The organism is Pseudomonas sp. DCB_BI (genome assembly GCF_026240995.1).
Classification (GTDB): domain Bacteria; phylum Pseudomonadota; class Gammaproteobacteria; order Pseudomonadales; family Pseudomonadaceae; genus Aquipseudomonas.
Map to the genome: position 1 here is coordinate 150,286 of NZ_JAPFCG010000007.1, position 18,409 is coordinate 168,694.

The window sequence follows — 18,409 nt, forward strand, 5'->3', positions numbered from 1 at the left end:
GTGGCAGTCAAACAGGACTTCCGCTGTGAAAACCCGGATAATGCCGGCAATTTCGTTTTGCACGCTTAAATCACGGTAATCCCGCATGGAAATCAAGGTCAACTTTCTCGACAATCTCCGTCTCGAAGCCAAATTCGACGACTTCACGGTGATCGCCGACCAACCCATCCGCTACAAAGGCGATGGTTCGGCCCCAGGCCCATTCGACTATTTCCTGGCGTCTTCGGCCTTGTGCGCGGCTTACTTCGTCAAGCTGTACTGCCAGACCCGCGATATCCCTACGGAAAACATCCGCCTCTCGCAGAACAACATCGTCGACCCGGAAAACCGCTACAACCAGATCTTCAAGATCCAGGTCGAGTTGCCCGAGGACATTTCCGATAAAGACCGCCAGGGCATCCTGCGTTCCATCGACCGCTGTACTGTCAAGAAAGTGGTGCAGACCGGCCCCGAGTTCGTCATCGAAGTGGTCGACAACCTCGACGCCGATGCCCAGGGCCTGCTGATGCCGGTGTCGGACACCAGCACCTACATCCCCGGCAAGGACCTGCCGCTGGAGCAGACCATCGCCAACATGTCGGGCATCCTCGCCGGGCTGGGGATGAAGATCGAGATCGCCTCGTGGCGCAACATTGTGCCTAACGTGTGGTCGCTGCACGTGCGTGACGCGCAGTCGCCGATGTGCTTCACCAACGGCAAGGGCGCCACCAAGGAAGCCGCGCTGGCCTCGGCGCTGGGTGAGTTCATCGAGCGCCTCAACTGCAACTTCTTCTATAACGACCAGTTCTGGGGCGAGGACCTGGCCAATGCGCCGTTCGTGCATTACCCGAACGAGCAGTGGTTCAAACCGGGCCCGCGCGACGCGCTGCCGGCCGAGATCCTCGACGAGCACTGCCTGGAGATCTACAACCCGGACGGCGAGTTGCGTGGTTCGCACCTGTACGACACCAACTCGGGCAACACCGCGCGCGGTATTTGCTCGCTGCCGTTCGTGCGCCAGTCCGACCAGCAGGTGGTGTACTTCCCGTCCAACCTGATCGAGAACCTGTTCCTGAGCAACGGCATGAGCGCCGGCAACACCCTGGCCGAGGCACAGGTGCAGTGCCTGTCGGAAATTTTCGAGCGTGCGGTGAAACGCGAAATCCTCGAAGGTGAGCTGTGCCTGCCGGATGTGCCACACGAAGTCCTGGCCAAGTACCCGGCGATCGTCGCCGGCATTCAGGGCCTGGAAGAACAGGGTTTCCCGGTGCTGGTCAAGGACGCCTCGCTGGGTGGTGAGTTCCCGGTGATGTGCGTGACCCTGATGAACCCGCGCACCGGCGGCGTGTTCGCCTCGTTCGGTGCCCACCCGAGCCTGGAAGTGGCCTTGGAGCGCAGCCTCACCGAACTGCTGCAGGGCCGCAGCTTCGAAGGCCTGAACGACCTGCCGCAACCCACGTTCGAAAGCCACGCACTGACCGAGCCGAACAACTTCGTCGAGCACTTTATCGACTCGAGCGGCGTGGTGTCGTGGCGCTTCTTCAGCGCCAAGGCGGATTTCGAATTCGTCGAGTGGGACTTCTCCGGGCACGGTGAGGATTCCAACCAGCAGGAGGCCGCGACCCTGTTCGGCATCCTCGAAGACCTGGGCAAGGAAGTGTACATGGCGGTGTATGACAACCTTGGCGCCACCGCTTGCCGCATCCTGGTACCGGGCTACTCGGAAATCTACCCGGTCGAGGACCTGATCTGGGACAACACCAACCGCGCCTTGTCGTTCCGCGCCGACATCCTCAACCTGCACAGCCTCGACAACCGCTCGCTGAAACTGTTGCTCAAGCGCCTGGACAACTGCGATGTGGACGATTACACCACCATCACCACGTTGATTGGCGTGGAGTTCGACGAGAACACGGTATGGGGCCAGTTGACCATTCTTGAACTGAAGCTGCTGATCTGCCTGGCAGTCCAGCGCTTTGAAGATGCCAAGGAACTGGTCGAAGCGTTCCTGCAGTTCAACGACAACACCGTCGAGCGCGGCCTGTTCTACCAGGCGTTGAACGTGGTGCTGGAAGTGCAGCTGGATGACGAACTGGCGCTGGAAGATTACGAAGCCAACTTCCGCCGCATGTTCGGCAATGCGCGCATGGACGCGGTGCTGGGCTCGGTGGATGGCAGCGTGCGTTTCCATGGCCTGACCCCGACCAGCATGAAACTCGAAGGCCTCGATCGCCACCTGCGCCTGATCGAGAGTTACAAGAAACTGCATGCCGCCCGGGCCAAGCTCGCCTGACGACCGCTGTTCGCTCGGTAGGGGCCGGTGTTACCGGCCTCATCCCCAGCAAGCCAGCACCCACAGGTGTCGCGCAGGCCTCAGCCCTGTTGCAGTTCTGCGGGCGCTGGCCTGCCGGCGATACAGGCAGCCGCCTTCATAGATCGCTTCAATCTTGCCTTTATCCCCATTTGGTCTTGCTGCTTCGCCTGCCAAGCGCGTACTGTTTTTGCCCCCACTCCTCGATCCACGGCGCGTACACCGCCAGAAGGACCTCGGCCGCGCACGACTAGAAGGCGCAGACCATGAGCACCCCTTTGGATACCAATGCCCTCAAAGCCCGCCAGCAAACCGCCTGGGCCAGCGGCGATTACGCGGTTATCGGCACCACTCTGCAACTGGTCGGCGAACGCTTGGCCGAAGCCTGTGACCTGCGCTGGGACGAGCAGGTGCTGGATGTTGCCGCCGGTAATGGCAATGCCACCCTGGCCGCTGCCCGTCGCGGTTGCCGCGTTACCTCCACCGACTATGTGCCCGAATTGCTCAAGCGTGGTGAGGAGCGGGCCCGGGCCGAACACCTGAATGTACTGTTCCAGGTTGCCGATGCCGAAGCGCTTCCGTTTGCCGATGGGGCCTTCGATGCAGTGCTTTCCACCTTCGGGGTGATGTTCGCCCCAGACCAGGCGCAGGCCGCCCGTGAGTTGGCGCGAGTATGTCGGCCTGGTGGGCGCATAGGCTTGGCCAACTGGACCCCACAAGGCTTCGTCGGGCAGATGTTCAAGGTCCTCGGGCGGCACGTGCCGCCGCCAGCCGGCGCACTACCGCCGTCACGCTGGGGCGATGAGGAGCAGTTGCGGGTGCTGTTCGAAGGGGCGTTGGGTGACGTGCAGGTCAGCCGTCAGCAGTTCAACTTCCGTTACCGCTCGCCAGCGCATTTCATCGAGGTGTTCCGCACCTGGTATGGGCCGGTGCACAAGGCGTTCGCTTCGCTGGAGCAGGAGGCGGCCAGGGAGTTGGAGAGGGACCTGACCCAGTTGCTGGATGAACGCAACATCGCCGGCCCTTCGTCGTTGGTGGTACCGAGTGAATACCTTGAGGTGGTGCTCACCCGGAGGTAGCAGTTGGCCGGCTGTTCAGTTCTTGCACTTGGCCATCACCACCTGGCAAGTCCTCGGCGCGCCCCCCGAGCGGCTGGCATAGCGTATGCAATTGTTCATTGATTTCTGCCGGGCAATGCTCAGTGTGTTGCCCCAGGCCAGCCCCCCTTCACCGGTCGTGGGCACGGCTTTGGCGAAGCAGTTGGAGCCCACCGCAGGTGTGGCATAGCGGGCTTTGCTGGAGCATCCAGCCGTGAGCGCCAGGCTGAGGGCGAGCAGGGTGGTCAGCACCCAGGGTGGGCATGGGCCAATCGGTTTGCTGCTCATGCGTTGTCTCCTCGGTGTCAGCAGGGCCGCTGTCATCTGCCGGCGTGTGTTCACTCGCGGTCAATGGCAACGGCGGTGCCATGCTCCGTGTTGCGACCTTTACGGGTGAACCCGCCCCTCCACCCTATTCCATTTGAGCGAAGCGGTGAACTATCGCGTCGTCAAGGTGCTCCCTTGCTAAGCGCACGTTGCGCTCGCCTGATGGCACAAGCCCATCAGCCCTGGGTCACTGAATGAAAGGGAGGCACCGTGACCGTATCTGACCAAACCCTCTACCGCTGTACGCCCAGCCCGCTGCACGCCCTGCTGTTGGCAGGCAGTGTGCCGTTGTTCCTGGGCGCGCTGCTGAGCGATGTCGCCTACTACAACAGCTACCAGATCCAGTGGAGTAACTTCGCCGCCTGGCTGATTGCCGGTGGCCTGGTGTTCTGTGGGCTGGCACTGTTGTTCGCGCTGGCCAACCTGATCCGTGCCCAGCCCAAGGGCGGGCGCCCTACGCTGTACTTCGTGCTGCTGCTGGTGACCTGGGTGCTTGGGCTGATCAATGCGTTTGAACATGCCAAGGACGCCTGGGCGGTGATGCCTGCCGGGCTGGTGTTGTCGGTGATCGTGACCGTGCTCGCGGTGGTGGCCGCGTGGACCGGTTTGAGCAACCTGCGTTCGGGAGGTGTGGCATGAAGCCTGTTCACGCACTTGGCCTATTGGGCGTGGCGGTCTTGCTGACTGCCTGTGGTGGCGACGGCGAGCCGACCCAGGCACATGGCCCCGACCCGAAGTTACCGGAGCCGCAACGCGGCTTGCTGCCGAGCATGAAGATTGCTCAGCCGGTTTCCTGGGGTGACCAGAAACCGACCGTGCCTGAGGGCTTCAGCGTAACGGCCATCGCCACCGACCTGAAAATCCCGCGGCAGAGCCTGGTGTTGCCCAATGGCGACATCCTGGTGGCCGAGGGCCGGGGCGGTAGCGCGGCCAAGCTCAAGCCCAAGGATGTGATCGCCAGCCAGATCAAGGCCAAGGGCAATACCCAGGTCAAGGGCGGTAACCGCCTGACGCTGCTGCGCGATGCCGATGGTGATGGCAGCTACGAGATGCAGACGGTATTCGCGCAGAACCTCAACGCACCGTACGGCTTGGCTTACGCCAATGGCAAGCTGTATGTCGCCAACCAGGACGCGCTGGTACGCTTTGATTACCAGGCAGGCCAGACCCAGGCCGACGGCCCGCCAACCAAGGTCACCGACCTGCCGGCCGAGATCAACCACCACTGGACCAAGGCGCTGACAGTCAGCCCGGATGGTCGCTATCTGTACGTGGGTATCGGCTCGAACAGCAACATCACCGAGCGTGGCCTGGAAGTGGAGATCGACCGCGCCATGGTCTGGCAGGTGGATGCCGAAACCGGCGCGCACCGCCCTTACGCCACTGGCCTGCGCAACCCGACGGCATTGACCATCCAGCCGCAGACCGGGCAGTTGTGGACGGTGGTCAACGAGCGGGATGAATTGGGCCCCGACCTGGTGCCTGATTACCTGAGTTCGGTACGCGAAGGTGGTTTCTATGGTTGGCCCTATAGCTACTGGGGGCAGCATGTGGACGAGCGGGTGCGGCCGCAGAATCCGGACAAAGTAGCGGCAGCGATCAAGCCGGACTATAGCCTGGGTTCGCACGTGGCGGCATTGGGTGTCGACTTCTCGATCCCGGCCATGGGCGAGCGCTTCGCCGACGGTGTGTTCGTGGGTGAGCACGGCAGCTGGAACCGGCCCAACCCGGTGGGCTACAAGGTGGTGTTCGTGCCATTCAGCAATGGCAAGCCGGCGGGTGACCCGATCGATTTTGCGACAGGCTTTCGCGGTGAGGACGGTAAGACCCGTGGCCGGCCGGTGGGGGTGACGGTGGACCCGCGTGGGGCGTTGATCATTGCCGATGATTTGGCCAACACCCTGTGGCGAGTCACGCGTAACCGCTGAGCCAGGCCATCCCCGGCAACCTTGCCGGGGATGGCTATGCTTGTTGGCGCGTGAACGTTTCACGCGCCCTTGGACTTGATTACACGGAAGCAGGCCTATGAACCCGATTCGCACTCTTGCTCGTGCTGTAGCCCTTGCCACCCTGGCCTCTGTTGCCAGCTTCGCAGTGCAGGCTGCCGATGTCCCCATCGGTAGCGAGGCGCTGGAAAGCCATGTCACCACCCAAGTCACCGCCATTGACCTGGCCAACCGCCAGGTCACGGTGAAGGGCCCGGATGACAAGCAGGATGTAACGTTCCAGCTGACCGAAAAGGCCAAGGCGCTGCCCAACCTCAAGGTAGGTGACCAAGTCGACATCTACGTGACGCGCGCGGTTGCGTACGTGCTGAACACCGAGGTGGGCGGGGCACCCAAGGCAACTGAAGAGTCCGGAACCATTCGTGCTACAGCGGCAAACCCCAACCCTGGCGGCGAGGCATTCCGCCAGGTCAGGGTGACCTCGCAGATCAAGAAGATCGACCTCGACAAGCATGAGGTAAGCCTGCTGCCCCCGGAAGGCAAGCTGCAGGTAGTCAAGGTCGAGAACCCTGACCTGCAGGCGCGCATGAAGAATCTCAAGGTAGGCCAGACAGTGGACGCGATCTATACCGAAGTGCTGCGCATCGAAACCTCGCGCTGAGGGTTGAAGGGCAAGCGAGCAGCTGGCCACCTGTGAAGCTGCTCAATCATGCATGTTGCGAATGCCCTGGGTGCAGGGTTTTGATTTCCATCAGCAACGCTGATTGGCGATCATGAGCGGCATCGACAGGTGGGAAGCCGTTAGCCATGTTCAGTAAGACAATGCTTGTACTGGTTCTGCCGGTGGCCATGGCGCTGCTTGCCGGCGCGGTGCTGCCATTTCAGGCTGCGGCCAACGCTGCCGTGGGCCGGGCGCTGGGCCACTGGTTATGGGGGGCGTTCGCATCGCTGACGGTGAGTTCTCTGGTAGTGATTGCCGCGTTACTGGTCCTGAGGGTACCGGCGCCGGACATGGGCAAGGCACTGCAGGGGCCCTGGTGGCTATGGATCGGCGGTGTGCTGGGGGCGATGTACGTAGCCGCTGCGGCGGCGCTTACCCATAAGTTGGGTGCAGCCGGGTTTCTGGTGCTGGTAGTGGCGGGGCAGATCATCACGGCAGTGCTCGCCGACCACTTCGGGGTAATGGGGCTGGGCGGCAAGCCGCTCAGCCTGGCCAGGCTGGCGGGCGTTGTGCTGATCCTGTGCGGCATGCTGTTGGTACAGGGCAACTGGGGCGCTGGGCCTGCAACCAGCAGCACAGCTGCCGTGAAACAACCTGAAGGGTGATCAGCGCCCTGGCTGGCTACAGGCCCACACGGTCTCGCGCAACCAGCGGTGCCCGGGGTCGCGATCCTTGCGGCTGTGCCAGGCTTGCTGGTAATCGAACGCGGGGATGACCAGCGGCGGGGTGAACTGACGCAACGTCTTGTGCTGGCGCAACGAGCCTACAGCGCGGCTGGCTACCGTCAAAATCAGGTCGGTACCGGCCAGCACCTCCAGGGCTGCGCTCCAGTGTGGCAGGGCCAGGGCTATACGGCGCTGCAAACCTTGGGCAGCCAGCGCACGTTCTATCTCATCGAAAGCATCAGGGCGCATGGCCATCAATACATGTGGGCGTGCCAGCCAGTCCTCCAGGGCCAGGACGCCGCTGGCGGGCAGCACCTGGCGATCGGCCACGCTGACGAAGCTGTCGGCGAACAACGGCTGGGCAGTAATGTTGTGGGGCAGGTCGGGGAACAGCCCCAGGGCCAGGTCCAGTTCGCCGTCGAGCAACTGGGCCAGCATGGTTTCACGGCTGGCCTGGCTGATCGCCAGGTCTATCCCAGGGGCGACTTGGCGCAGGTGACGCATCAGCGGTGGCAGGACGATGCGCGAAGAGTAGTCGGACAGCGACAGCCGGAACCGACGCCGGGCGCTGGCCGGCTCGAACTGCGGCGTGGCCAGCAGGCCGTTCAGATTGCCCAGTGCTTCCTGCAGCGGCTGCGCCAGCGCCTGGGCCCGGGCGGTCAGGGTCATGCTGCCACCCTGGCGGACCAGCAAGGGGTCGTCGAAGTGCTTGCGCAGCTGTGCCAGGGCGTGGCTGACCGCCGGCTGACTGCGGTGCAGACGCAGGGCGGCACGGGTCACGTGCTTTTCGCTGAGCAGGGCGTGCAGGGCGAGTAGCAGGTTGAGGTCGATCTTGCGCAGTTCATCCATGGGGTGAATGCTCTTGGTCAGTTTTGGCACTGCCGATTAGCTTAACAAATACCTTGACCTCTCGAGGCCCCCCCCTACAAGGACCGCGTCAGCTGTTGGGGGTATACTCCCCATCCGTTTCATTGTTATCCGAGTAATCCGATGGGTCTTTCCGCAACTGCCACACCCGAACCGCGTCGCCTTGGCGCCCCTCTGATCGCCTTGGGCCTGCTGCTGGCCGGTGTCTGGTTCCTCAACCTCAATGCCGGCTTCAAGCAGGTCTTGCTGCTGCTGGTCGGCGCCGCGCTGGGCCTGACGCTGTACCACGCCGCCTTTGGCTTCACCTCGGCCTGGCGGGTGTTCATCAACGAACGCCGGGGGGCGGGCCTGCGTGCGCAAATGGTCATGCTGGCCCTGGCTGTGCTGCTGTTCTTCCCGGCGCTGTCGGCGGGCAGCCTGTTCGGCAATCCGGTCACTGGTCTGGTGGCCCCGGCAGGTGTTTCGGTAGTGTTCGGTGCGTTCATTTTCGGCATCGGCATGCAACTGGGAGGCGGTTGCGCATCGGGAACACTGTTCACCGTGGGCGGCGGTAATGCGCGCATGCTGGTGACCCTGTTGTTCTTCATCATCGGGTCGGTCACGGCCACCCACCATGCCGACTGGTGGTTCGCCTTGCCGTCGTTCCCGGCCACCTCGATCGTGCAAGCCTGGGGCGTAGCGCCGGCGCTGCTGGTGAGCCTGGCAGTGTTCGGGTTGATCGCCTGGGCCACGGTGGTGCTGGAAAAGCGCCGTCATGGCGGGCTTGAAGCGCCGGTCGCCAGCGAGCACCAAGGCCTGCGCCGCTTCCTGCGGGGCCCATGGCCGCTGCTGTGGGGCGCGGTCGCCCTGGCCTTGCTCAATTACGCAACGCTGGCGCTGGCAGGGCGGCCGTGGGGTATTACCTCGGCCTTCGCCTTGTGGGGTGCCAAAACCCTCAGCGGCCTGGGTGTGGATGTGGGTAGCTGGGTGTTCTGGCAGGCGCCGGCCAATGCCAAGGCATTGGCTTCGCCACTGTGGCAAGACATCACCACCGTCATGGACCTTGGCATCGTGCTGGGGGCGCTGCTGGCGGCGGGGCTGGCCGGGCGCTTTGCACCCAGCCTGAAAATCCCGCTGCGGTCGCTGGTGGCTGCGGTGATTGGCGGCCTGTTGCTGGGCTACGGCTCGCGCCTGGCCTATGGCTGCAACATCGGTGCGTACTTCAGCGGCATTGCCTCGGGCAGCGTGCACGGCTGGCTGTGGCTGGTGGCGGCGTACACGGGCAACCTGATCGGCGTGCGCTTGCGCCCGCTGTTCTTTGCCGGTGAACGCCGCCCGGCGGTGCTGAACGGCTGCTGAGACGGTATCGCAGCATGGCTGTGAAACTGCTGCAAGCGGTGCTGTTGCAGAGCGTTAACTTTCATTCGTAACACTATGAAAATAATACGTTATCGTTTTGCTACAGCATGCTGCACACACTGCTCGTAATACGTCTGCTTTATCGCCGCAGGTTTCAGCCTTGAACGGCTGTTGTAGGTTTGCTCGGTAATGCCGAATGCTGTCATGCGCATCCAAGGCTTGGGGAATTTACGCACCTGAAGCTTCTTGCGCGTGGCATACAAGGTTACCCCGGCTAGTTTGGCCTGTTGGGCTTCACCCGCTATCTGTGCGCCCCAGCTGCACGTGTGGCGATCATTCTGGCTTAGCGCCCGTGCCTGGGCGCCGAAGGCGAGCGTGGCCAGCAGGCAGCCGGCCATCGTTGCTAGAAGTACTCGCATGTTGCTGTCCTAAGCATCTGAAGGAGAACGAAGTTTGCCTTCGCTTTGACAGGCTGGGGGCCAGCAATTTGCCCTCAGATCGCGGCCATGCGCAGCGGGCTGACCGCTGGCCTGCGCAGGCTGGCCCAGGCCAGGCCGGCGACCCACAGTACCGCTACCCCATAGTTAAGGCGCTGGTACAGGCCGAACAGCTGCCCGCTTTGGGCCGCCTGGCCCATGAGCGCGACGGTGACGATGGCCAGGATCACGCAGGCGAGGGAAAACAGCGCCAGTGGCCGGCTGCCGGCGATACGGTTGCCCAGCCAGGCCCACAGGGCGCTAGCCAGTGTCAGCGAGAGGAACATCAGCAAGCCTGACAGGTTGTGCAGTTGCTGTGAGGTGGACGGCTGGGCCGGGGCGCAACCTTGGTCGCAAGAAAACCAGCCTGCGCCCAGGCTGCCAAGGCCATGCAGCAACACCAGGCCTGCGCTGAGCAACGCCAGCTTGGAACCCTGCCAGCGTCGCGCCAGGCCCCAGGCAAACAGGATGAACAACGCCGCGAGGGGGAAGTTGTTGACCCGTGGGGACCAGTCGTGAGTTGGCGAACCTACAGCGCCGAGCTGGCTCATCGCCTGTTGCAGGTGGTCGTAGCCCGGGTAGGCCTGGGCGGTGAGCCATACCCCCGCCAGCAGCCAGAGGGGAATCAGCAAGCCGCTGCCGAGCAACAGACGGTCGAGGGTTTTCATGCTGCGGTTTCCTTCCATGGATAGGTGAGCGTGAACCTGCACGGTACAGGCTTGCGCAGGCTCCAGGCCAGTATTTCCGCCGCTTTTTTCGGGGTACCCCGCGGGAAAACTGGGTGATAAATACCGCACCGGGTGTATGTGATCGTACAACCGCTTGCGCTATGATGAGCGCTGTCTTTCAAGGTGAAATACAGGGCAATGACAGAGCAGCAGGTACAGGCAAGGACCCGGCGCAAGCCGCGCAGTCTGGCCCAGGAACTGGTCACGGTGCTGACCGAGCGCATTCGCAGCGGCCAGCTCAAGCGCGGCGACAAGCTGCCGACCGAGTCGCAGATCATGGCCGAAGAGGGCGTCAGCCGCACAGTGGTGCGCGAGGCGATCTCGCGGCTGCAGGCCGCCGGGCAGGTCGAGACGCGTCATGGCATCGGCACATTCGTGCTGGATGCCCCGGCTACCGGGGGCTTTCGCATCGACCCGGCGACTGTGGTCACCCTGCGTGAAGTGCTCGCGGTGCTGGAATTGCGCATAGCCCTGGAAATCGAATCGGCTGGCCTGGCGGCACAACGGCGCAGCGATGAAGAGCTGGCCGGCATGCGTGCGGCGCTGGACGAGTTGAACGAAGGGGCAGCGCACGCCACCGATGCAGTGTCGGCGGACTTCCAGTTCCACCTGCGCATCGCCCAAGCCAGCGGCAACCATTATTTCGCCGACATCATCAACCACCTGGGTACCAGCATCATCCCGCGCACCCGGCTGAATTCGGCGCGGTTGGCGCATGATGACCAGGCGCATTACATGAGCCGCTTGAGGCATGAGCATGAAGCCATCTACGAAGCCATTGCCAGACGTGACAGCGAAGGGGCGAAGATGGCCATGCGCATGCACTTGAGCAACAGCCGCGAGCGCTTGCGTCAAGCGCATGAGGAGGCAGAGGCGCAAGGCGCCTGAAGCCCGGTACAGGCACATGAAAAAGCCCCGTTGATACGGGGCTTTTCTGTTTTCAAGTGGAGTGAATTCAGATCGCTCCGTCAGTCCACTGCCCATTCACCAACCGCCGCAGCCCCAGCGGGTTGCCGTCGCGCAGTGCCTCAGGCAGCAGTGCCTGCGGGTAGTTCTGGTAGCACACTGGGCGCAGGAAGCGGTCGATGGCCAGGGTGCCGACCGAGGTGCCACGCGCGTCGGAGGTGGCCGGGTAGGGGCCACCGTGGACCATGGCATCGCACACCTCGACACCGGTCGGGTAACCATTGATCAGGATCCGCCCGACTTTTTCTTCCAGCAGCGGCACCAGCCAGGCAAAGGTCTCAAGGTCCTCTGGCTCGCCGATCAGGGTAGCGGTCAGTTGGCCACGCAGGCCGAGCAGGGCGGCGCGCAACTGGTCGTTGTCCTGTGCTTCCACGGCCACTGTAGTGGGGCCGAAGACTTCTTCCTGCAGCAGCGGATCAGACTCGACCAGCAAACGGGCATCGGCCTTGAACAGCTGGGCACGGGCCTGGCTGCCTTCTTGTGCCTGGCCGGCCAAGTGGTCGATACCGGCATGGGCGTGCAGGTGCGCCAGGCCAGCGACGTAGCTGCGCAGGCCACCGGCGTTGAGCATGGTTTGCCCGGCCTGCTGGCCCAAGTGCTGGCCCAGGTCGGCCAGCAGCTGGCTGTACTGTGGCGATTGCAGGCCGATCACCAGGCCCGGGTTGGTGCAGAACTGCCCGGCCCCCATGCACACGGAGCCGGCCAACTCCTTGGCAATGGCTTCGCCACGCTTGGCCAGGGCGCCCGGCAGGATGATCACCGGGTTGATGCTGGACATTTCGGCGAACACCGGAATCGGCTGTGGGCGCTCGGCGGCCATGCGACACAGGGCATCGCCGCCCTTCAGCGAGCCGGTGAAGCCAACGGCCTGGATGGCCGGGTGTTTGACCAGCCACTCGCCCACACCGCCACCGAACACCATATTGAACACACCCTTGGGCATGCCGGTACGCTGCGCGGCACGCACGATGGCGCAGCCGACCAGGTCGGCGGTGGCCATGTGGCCGCTGTGGGCCTTGAACACCACAGGGCAACCGGCGGCCAGTGCTGCGGCCGTATCGCCGCCTGCGGTGGAGAAGGCCAGGGGGAAGTTGCTGGCACCGAACACCGCGACCGGGCCGACGCCAATGCGCATCTGGCGCAGGTCTACGCGTGGCAGCGGCTGGCGCTCGGGCAGGGCGAGGTCGATGCGTGCACCGAGGTAGTCGCCACGGCGCAACACCTGGGCGAACAGGCGCATCTGGCCGCTGGTGCGACCGCGCTCGCCCTGGATACGGGCGGCAGGCAGGGCGGTTTCGCGGCAGACGATGGCGACGAAGGCGTCGTCCAGTTCGTCGAGTTCAGCGGCGATGGCGTCGAGGAATTCGGCGCGACGGACCGGGGCCAGTTGACGGAATTCGGCGAAGGCGGCGGCAGCGGCCTTGGCGGCCTGGTCCACTTCATGTTCGGTGGCCTGGGCGAAGCTGTAAGGCAGGGCTTCGCCAGTGCTTGCGTCCAGGCTTTGCAGGCGCTGGGCGCCAGCGGCGCTGCGCTGGCCGGCGATAAAGTTGTGGCCGAGGATTTCAGGCATGGGGTGCTCCTGTAGAAGTCGCTTAAGGAAAAGGGCTATTCAGGCATCCTGACTCATCAGGTGATCGGCGCCGGGTTGAACAGCGTAATGTCGTTGTGCAGGCGGTGCTGTTCGGCCCAGGTCTGCTTGCGACCGCTGGCCACGTCCAGGTAGTAGTGGAACAGCTCCCAACCCAGTTCCTCGATGGACGAGCGGCCACTGGCGATGCGCCCGGCGTCGATATCGATCAGGTCGGGCCAGCGCTGGGCCAGCTCGCTGCGGGTACACACCTTGACGACCGGTGCCATGGCCAGCCCATAGGGGGTGCCGCGGCCAGTGGTGAAGACGTGCAGGTTCATGCCGGCAGCCAGTTGCAGGGTGCCACAGACAAAGTCGCTGGCAGGGGTGGCGCAGAAGATCAGGCCCTTGCGGTTGACGCGCTCGCCCGGGCCGAGTACGCCCTGAATGGCACCGCTGCCAGACTTGACGATCGAGCCCAGTGATTTTTCGACGATATTCGACAGGCCGCCTTTCTTGTTGCCCGGTGTGGTGTTGGCGCTGCGGTCAGCGGCGCCTTGCTGCAGGTAACGGTCGTACCAGTCCATCTCGCGTACCAGCGCGTCGGCGACGTCCTGGTTTTCGGCGCGCGAAGTCAGCATGTAGATGGCGTCGCGCACCTCGGTCACTTCCGAGAACAGTACGGTGGCGCCGGCACGGACCAACAGGTCGGCGGCATAGCCCAGCGCCGGGTTGGCGGTGATGCCCGAGAATGCGTCGCTGCCGCCACACTGCATGCCGAGGATCAGTTCGCTGGCCGGCACGCTGACGCGGCGGCGCTGGTCGAGCTTCTTCAGCCGGGTTTCGGCCAGTGCCATGATCTGCTCGATCATTTCCACGAAGCCCAGGCTGGCGTCCTGCAGGCGGTACAGCCACGGGTCGCTGAGGTCCACCGAAGGGTCGTTGTCGTGCATGACCTGCCCGGCCTGCAGTTTTTCGCAGCCCAGGCTGATGACCAGTGCTTCGCCGCCCAGGTTAGGGTTGCGCGCCAGATTCCGCACGGTGCGGATCGGGATATAGGCGTCGCGCGCGTTGATTGCCACGCCGCAGCCGTAGCTGTGGGTGATGGCGACCACGTCATCGACGTTGGGGTATTTGGGCAGCAGTTCGCTGCGGATGCGCTGGACCGCGTGCTCCAACACGCCGGTTACGCATTGCACGGTGGTGGTGATGCCAAGGATATTGCGCGTGCCGACAGTGCCGTCGGCGTTGCGGTAGCCTTCGAAGGTAAAGCCTTCCAGCGGCGGCAGTGGCGGTGGCACGGCATCGCAGCGCGGCAGGCTGTCCAGCTCCGGGGCAGCGGGCATGGCCAGCTGGCTTTCTTGCACCCAGCTGCCCTGGCGCAGGTCTTCCAGCGCATAACCGATGATTTGCCCGTAGCGGCGCACGGGCTCGCCCTTGGCGATGGCCACGGTGGCAACCTTGTGGCTTTGTGGCACGCCTTCGACCAGGGTCAAGCCGTCGGCGAAGCGGGCGCCTTCGCCCAGGCCGCCGTCGTTGACCACTACCACAACGTTATCGTCGTCGTGCAGGCGGACGTAGCGGGGCGAGTCGGAATGTTCGATCAACTGCATGTTTGGGCCCTACTTGTCAGGTTCTCAGGCTTTTTTGTACATCCGCCCGCACCGGACCAGCCGGCGCGGGCGTGTTCACTCAGTGACGCGAGCTGGCCAGTTCGCCGTTGGCAGCAGGCTCAGCCTGTGGCTTCGGGGCATCGTCGCGCAACTCGATACGCTTGATCGGGCCGACAATCACCAGGTAGCTGAACACGGCCACCAGGGCGTTGGCGCCTACATACACCAGGGCCCATTTGAACGAGCCGGTAGCGCTGATGATGTAGCCGATGACGATCGGCGTCGTGATCGAGGCGATATTGCCGAAGGTGTTGAACAGGCCGCCCGACAAACCGGCGATCTGCTTCGGCGAGGTGTCTGCCACTACCGCCCAGCCCAGCGCGCCGATGCCTTTGCCAAAGAAGGCCAGGGTCATGAAGCCGACCACCATCCACTCGGCGTCGACGTAGTTGCAGAACACCATGGTGGTCGACAACAGCAGGCCACAGACGATCGGCAGCTTGCGCGAGAAGGTCAGCGAGTTGCCACGGCGCAGCAGCCAGTCCGAGATCACCCCACCCAGCACGCCGCCGATAAAGCCGCATACCGCCGGCAGCGAGGCAATGAAGCCAGCTTTGAGGATGGTCATGCCCCGCTCCTGCACCAGGTACACCGGGAACCAGGTAAGGAAGAAGTAGGTGATGGCGTTGATGCAGTACTGGCCCAGGTACACGCCCAGCAGCATGCGGCTGGTCAGCAGTTGCTTGATGTAGCCCCATTTCGGGCCATCGTTGCCGCGCTTCTGGTCCATGTCGACCAGCCCGCCATTCTGCTCGATATGTTCGAGCTCATCCTGGCTGATGCGTGGATGTTGGCGCGGGTTGTAGATGGTCTTCAGCCATACCATCGAGAAGATGATGCCCAGTGCTCCCATCACCACGAACACGTGCTCCCAGCCGAAGCTGAACACGATCCAGCCCATGATCGGTGCGAACAGGGCGGTGGCAAAGTATTGCGCCGAGTTGAAGATGGCCGAGGCAGTGCCACGTTCCTGGGTAGGGAACCAGGCCGCGACGATACGGGCGTTGCCCGGGAACGACGGGGCTTCGGCGAAACCGACGAGGAAGCGCAGGGTGAACAGGGTCACCACCGCCCAGGCCACCGGCAGGCCGCCGACAAAACCCTGCAACAGGGTGAACAGCGACCAGGTGAAGATGCTGAAGGCGTAGACGTTCTTGGAACCGAAGCGGTCGAGCAGCCAGCCACCAGGAATCTGGCCAGCCACGTAAGCCCATCCGAAGGCGGAGAAGATATAACCGAGGGTTACGGCGTCAATGCCGAGGTCTTTTTGCAGGCTGGAGCCTGCGATTGCAATGGTAGCGCGGTCGGCATAGTTGATCGTGGTCACCAGGAACAGCATGAACAGGATCAGGTAGCGCACATGCGTCTTCTTAGTCGCTTGCATGCTGGTAATACTCCCACTAGTTATTTTTGTGCGGGCTCACGAATTGTAACCGGAGTGGGGCTAGCCCACTCCGGGCGCGGCATCTGGCAGGCCGCAGGCGGCTTACTGCGGGCCCATCTTGTCCATCAGCGCGGCGAGCATCTCGTACTCTTCGGCGGTGAGGTCGGTCAGCGGGGTACGTACCGGGCCGGCGTCGTAACCGGCAATTTTGGCGCCGGCCTTGACGATGCTCACGGCGTAGCCCGCCTTGCGGTTACGGATGTCCAGGTACGGCAGGAAGAAATCATCGATCAGCTTGGCCACGGTGGCGTGGTCGTCGCGGGCGATGGCGTTGTAGAAGTCCATGGCTGTCTTCGGCACGAAGTTGAACACCGCCGAGGAGTAGACCGGCACGCCCAGCGCCTTGTACGCGGCAGCATACACTTCGGCGGTCGGCAGGCCACCCAGGTAGCTGAAGCGATCGCCCATGCGGCGACGGATCGACACCATCAACTCGATATCACCCAGGCCGTCCTTGTAGCCGATAAGGTTGGGGCAGCGCTCGGCCAGTTTTTCCAGCAGGTCGGCGTTCAGGCGGCAGACGTTGCGGTTGTAGACCACCACGCCGATCTTCACCGATTTGCACACGGCTTCAACGTGGGCGGCGACGCCGTCCTGGCTGGCTTCGGTCAGGTAGTGCGGCAGCAGCAGCAGGCCCTTGGCACCCAGGCGCTCAGCTTCTTGCGCGTATTCGATGGCTTGACGGGTGGAACCACCAACACCGGCAAGGATCGGTACCGAGGTGGCGCAGGTGTCGACGGCAGTCTTGATCACCTGGCTGTATTCGCTGGCCGCCAGGGAGAAGAACTCACCGGTGCCACCGGCGGCGAACAGGGCGCTGGCGCCGTAGGGGGCCAGCCATTCCAGGCGCTTGATGTAGCCTGCCTGGTTGAAGTCGCCCTGGGCGGTGAAGTCGGTGACCGGGAAAGACAGCAGGCCGTGGGAAAGGATGGATTTGAGTTCTTGGGGATTCATTGTTGTTGGCATCCTGTGGCGCTTGGGTGAAGGTGTTGTTTTGCGTTGGAGGTAAGTTATCGTACAACCTCAAAGATGACTAGCCCCTTTTCGGAATTTTTTGTTTTGGTGTTTAGGTGTTCAGGTGCCGAGGTGTTCAGTTTGAGAATGGCGGTGGCGCGGATATCCGGCGCCGCCCGCGCGGCGCGCGATCTCACCGGCGCAGCAGATATGACGACAACCACATGGGAGTCATCGTATCTCTTGAGGTGGGGAGAAAAAACGATCGCGGAGACAGGCACAAGCCTACCGCCCGATTCCACGGGAAGCGTTCTGGGACCAGCAGAGGGTGACCGGGGAAACGGGGGCGGCCTTGCGCCGCCCCGCGATCAAAGCAGAGGAAACCGAAGGTCAGGCTGCGCGCTTGATCTGCGCCTTACGTACCTGGGCCCGGCAGGCATCACCGAACGCCTGGAAAATCTTGATCGAATCAGGGTTCTTCGCCGCTTGCCACTCCGGGTGCCACTGCACGGCGAACAGGAACGGCGAGATGCTCGGGGCATGAATGGCTTCGACCAGGCCGTCTTCGGCGTGGGCGATGGCCTCAATGCCAGCGCCGAGCTTGTGCAGGCCCTGGCCATGCAGCGAGTTGACGCGGATCACGTCAGTACCCAGGGTGTCACGAAGCCAGCTGCCCGGCTTGATCTTCACGCTGTGCACCTGGGCGTACTGCACCTCGACTGGGTCTTCGGGGTTTTCCCGGTGGTCGTTGAAGCCAGGCTCTGCGTACACCTTCTGGTAGATGTCGCCACCCAGCGCCACGTTGATTTCCTGCATGCCACGGCAGATGCCGAAGATGGGCAGGCCACGCTTGAGCGCTGCCTTGACCAGCGGAATATCGAACAGGTCGCGATTCTGGTCCTGGCCTTTACCGGGGGTCTGGTTTTCCTGGCCGTACAGGGCCGGGTCGATGTTGCTGCCAGCGCCGGTCAGGTACACGCCGTCGGCCATGTCCAGGTAGGTGTCGAGGTCTTCGGTGCCGCAGCAGGTGGGGACCAGCACCGGGACGCAATCGGAGAATTCGACCAGCGGGGTAATGTATTTGTGGGTCATGACCTGATAGTCATGGCCTTTGCGCTCTTGGCTGCCCATGGTCATCAGGACGACGGGTTTGCGCAGGGAAGGTTGCTTGTTGCCAATGTTGCTGTTGGACATATGTCACCTTGGGACAGGTTCAGCCTGTCGTTGTTGTGCAGGCGCACGGCGCGGGGCTCTGAGTGCTGCCTGTAGCCCCGAGCACTGCCGGCTCGTCGTGGTGACGATTCCGGTCGGGGCCTGTAGATAGCTTGCCAGAGCCGTTCGATATGTCAA

17 protein-coding genes are annotated in these 18,409 nt (G+C 63.3%); 8 read left to right on the top strand and 9 right to left on the bottom strand.

Features of this window, described 5'->3' with window-relative positions; translation table 11 throughout:
- Positions 1-85 precede the first annotated feature (85 nt).
- Positions 86-2,272: an OsmC domain/YcaO domain-containing protein gene (locus OO258_RS09940; protein WP_110744165.1), complete on the top strand. Its 2,187-nt coding sequence runs from the start codon at positions 86-88 to the stop codon at positions 2,270-2,272.
- Positions 2,273-2,556: 284 nt separating this feature from the next.
- Positions 2,557-3,369 (top strand): class I SAM-dependent methyltransferase, encoded by an 813-nt coding sequence (locus OO258_RS09945; RefSeq protein ID WP_266030137.1) that lies wholly within the window; start codon positions 2,557-2,559, stop codon positions 3,367-3,369.
- A 15-nt stretch (positions 3,370-3,384) separates the two neighbouring features.
- Here the strand turns inward: OO258_RS09945 and OO258_RS09950 are convergent, their stop codons facing one another.
- The gene (locus OO258_RS09950; RefSeq protein WP_266030138.1) at positions 3,385-3,675 is read right to left on the bottom strand and encodes a hypothetical protein; all 291 of its coding nucleotides are present in this window, start codon (positions 3,673-3,675) and stop codon (positions 3,385-3,387) included.
- 249 nt (positions 3,676-3,924) lie between these two features.
- On the opposite strand from OO258_RS09950, the gene OO258_RS09955 reads away from it, so the two are divergent.
- The 4 genes from OO258_RS09955 to OO258_RS09970 all read left to right on the top strand — a co-directional run bounded on the left by OO258_RS09955 (position 3,925) and on the right by OO258_RS09970 (position 6,986).
- Entirely contained in the window at positions 3,925-4,353 is a 429-nt protein-coding gene (locus OO258_RS09955; protein ID WP_110744162.1) for a DUF2231 domain-containing protein, read from the top strand.
- The gene (locus tag OO258_RS09960; protein ID WP_266030140.1) at positions 4,350-5,642 is read left to right on the top strand and encodes a PQQ-dependent sugar dehydrogenase; all 1,293 of its coding nucleotides are present in this window, start codon (positions 4,350-4,352) and stop codon (positions 5,640-5,642) included. The genes OO258_RS09955 and OO258_RS09960 overlap by 4 nt, the downstream gene beginning before the upstream one ends.
- Positions 5,643-5,739: 97 nt before the next feature.
- Complete coding sequence (locus OO258_RS09965; protein ID WP_266030141.1) at positions 5,740-6,321, top strand: hypothetical protein; 582 nt, start codon at positions 5,740-5,742, stop codon at positions 6,319-6,321.
- Positions 6,322-6,467: 146 nt separating this feature from the next.
- Positions 6,468-6,986, top strand: coding sequence for a DMT family transporter (locus OO258_RS09970; RefSeq protein ID WP_266030143.1), 519 nt, complete (start codon positions 6,468-6,470; stop codon positions 6,984-6,986).
- On the opposite strand, the gene OO258_RS09975 is transcribed toward OO258_RS09970, so the two are convergent.
- The gene (locus tag OO258_RS09975; protein ID WP_266030144.1) at positions 6,987-7,895 is read right to left on the bottom strand and encodes a LysR family transcriptional regulator; all 909 of its coding nucleotides are present in this window, start codon (positions 7,893-7,895) and stop codon (positions 6,987-6,989) included.
- 141 nt (positions 7,896-8,036) lie between these two features.
- Here OO258_RS09975 and OO258_RS09980 point away from each other — a divergent pair, with 141 nt between their 5' ends.
- The gene (locus tag OO258_RS09980) at positions 8,037-9,251 is read left to right on the top strand and encodes a YeeE/YedE family protein (protein WP_266030146.1); all 1,215 of its coding nucleotides are present in this window, start codon (positions 8,037-8,039) and stop codon (positions 9,249-9,251) included.
- Between the two features lie 89 nt (positions 9,252-9,340).
- On the opposite strand, the gene OO258_RS09985 is transcribed toward OO258_RS09980, so the two are convergent.
- Together OO258_RS09985 and OO258_RS09990 are read right to left on the bottom strand one after the other, a co-directional pair.
- On the bottom strand, positions 9,341-9,670 hold the full coding sequence (locus OO258_RS09985) for a hypothetical protein (RefSeq protein ID WP_266030147.1): 330 nt from the start codon (positions 9,668-9,670) through the stop codon (positions 9,341-9,343).
- A 74-nt stretch (positions 9,671-9,744) separates the two neighbouring features.
- Positions 9,745-10,395 (bottom strand): DUF998 domain-containing protein, encoded by a 651-nt coding sequence (locus OO258_RS09990; protein WP_266030148.1) that lies wholly within the window; start codon positions 10,393-10,395, stop codon positions 9,745-9,747.
- 198 nt (positions 10,396-10,593) lie between these two features.
- Between OO258_RS09990 and OO258_RS09995 the strand changes: the two genes are divergently transcribed.
- Entirely contained in the window at positions 10,594-11,343 is a 750-nt protein-coding gene (locus OO258_RS09995) for a FadR/GntR family transcriptional regulator (RefSeq protein WP_110744154.1), read from the top strand.
- 67 nt (positions 11,344-11,410) lie between these two features.
- On the opposite strand, the gene OO258_RS10000 is transcribed toward OO258_RS09995, so the two are convergent.
- The 5 genes from OO258_RS10000 to OO258_RS10020 form a co-directional block, all read right to left on the bottom strand.
- Positions 11,411-12,991 (bottom strand): aldehyde dehydrogenase (NADP(+)), encoded by a 1,581-nt coding sequence (locus OO258_RS10000; RefSeq protein WP_266030149.1) that lies wholly within the window; start codon positions 12,989-12,991, stop codon positions 11,411-11,413.
- Between the two features lie 56 nt (positions 12,992-13,047).
- Positions 13,048-14,601, bottom strand: a complete 1,554-nt coding sequence (gene garD, locus OO258_RS10005; protein ID WP_266030150.1) for a galactarate dehydratase — start codon at positions 14,599-14,601, stop codon at positions 13,048-13,050.
- 79 nt (positions 14,602-14,680) lie between these two features.
- Positions 14,681-16,045 carry an MFS transporter gene (locus tag OO258_RS10010; RefSeq protein WP_266030152.1) on the bottom strand — a complete coding sequence of 455 codons (1,365 nt, stop codon included), beginning with the start codon at positions 16,043-16,045 and terminating at the stop codon, positions 14,681-14,683.
- Between the two features lie 102 nt (positions 16,046-16,147).
- Positions 16,148-17,059 (bottom strand): 5-dehydro-4-deoxyglucarate dehydratase, encoded by a 912-nt coding sequence (gene kdgD, locus OO258_RS10015; RefSeq protein WP_110744150.1) that lies wholly within the window; start codon positions 17,057-17,059, stop codon positions 16,148-16,150.
- Positions 17,060-17,449: 390 nt separating this feature from the next.
- Positions 17,450-18,253: a gamma-glutamyl-gamma-aminobutyrate hydrolase family protein gene (locus OO258_RS10020; protein ID WP_266030155.1), complete on the bottom strand. Its 804-nt coding sequence runs from the start codon at positions 18,251-18,253 to the stop codon at positions 17,450-17,452.
- Positions 18,254-18,409 lie beyond the last annotated feature (156 nt).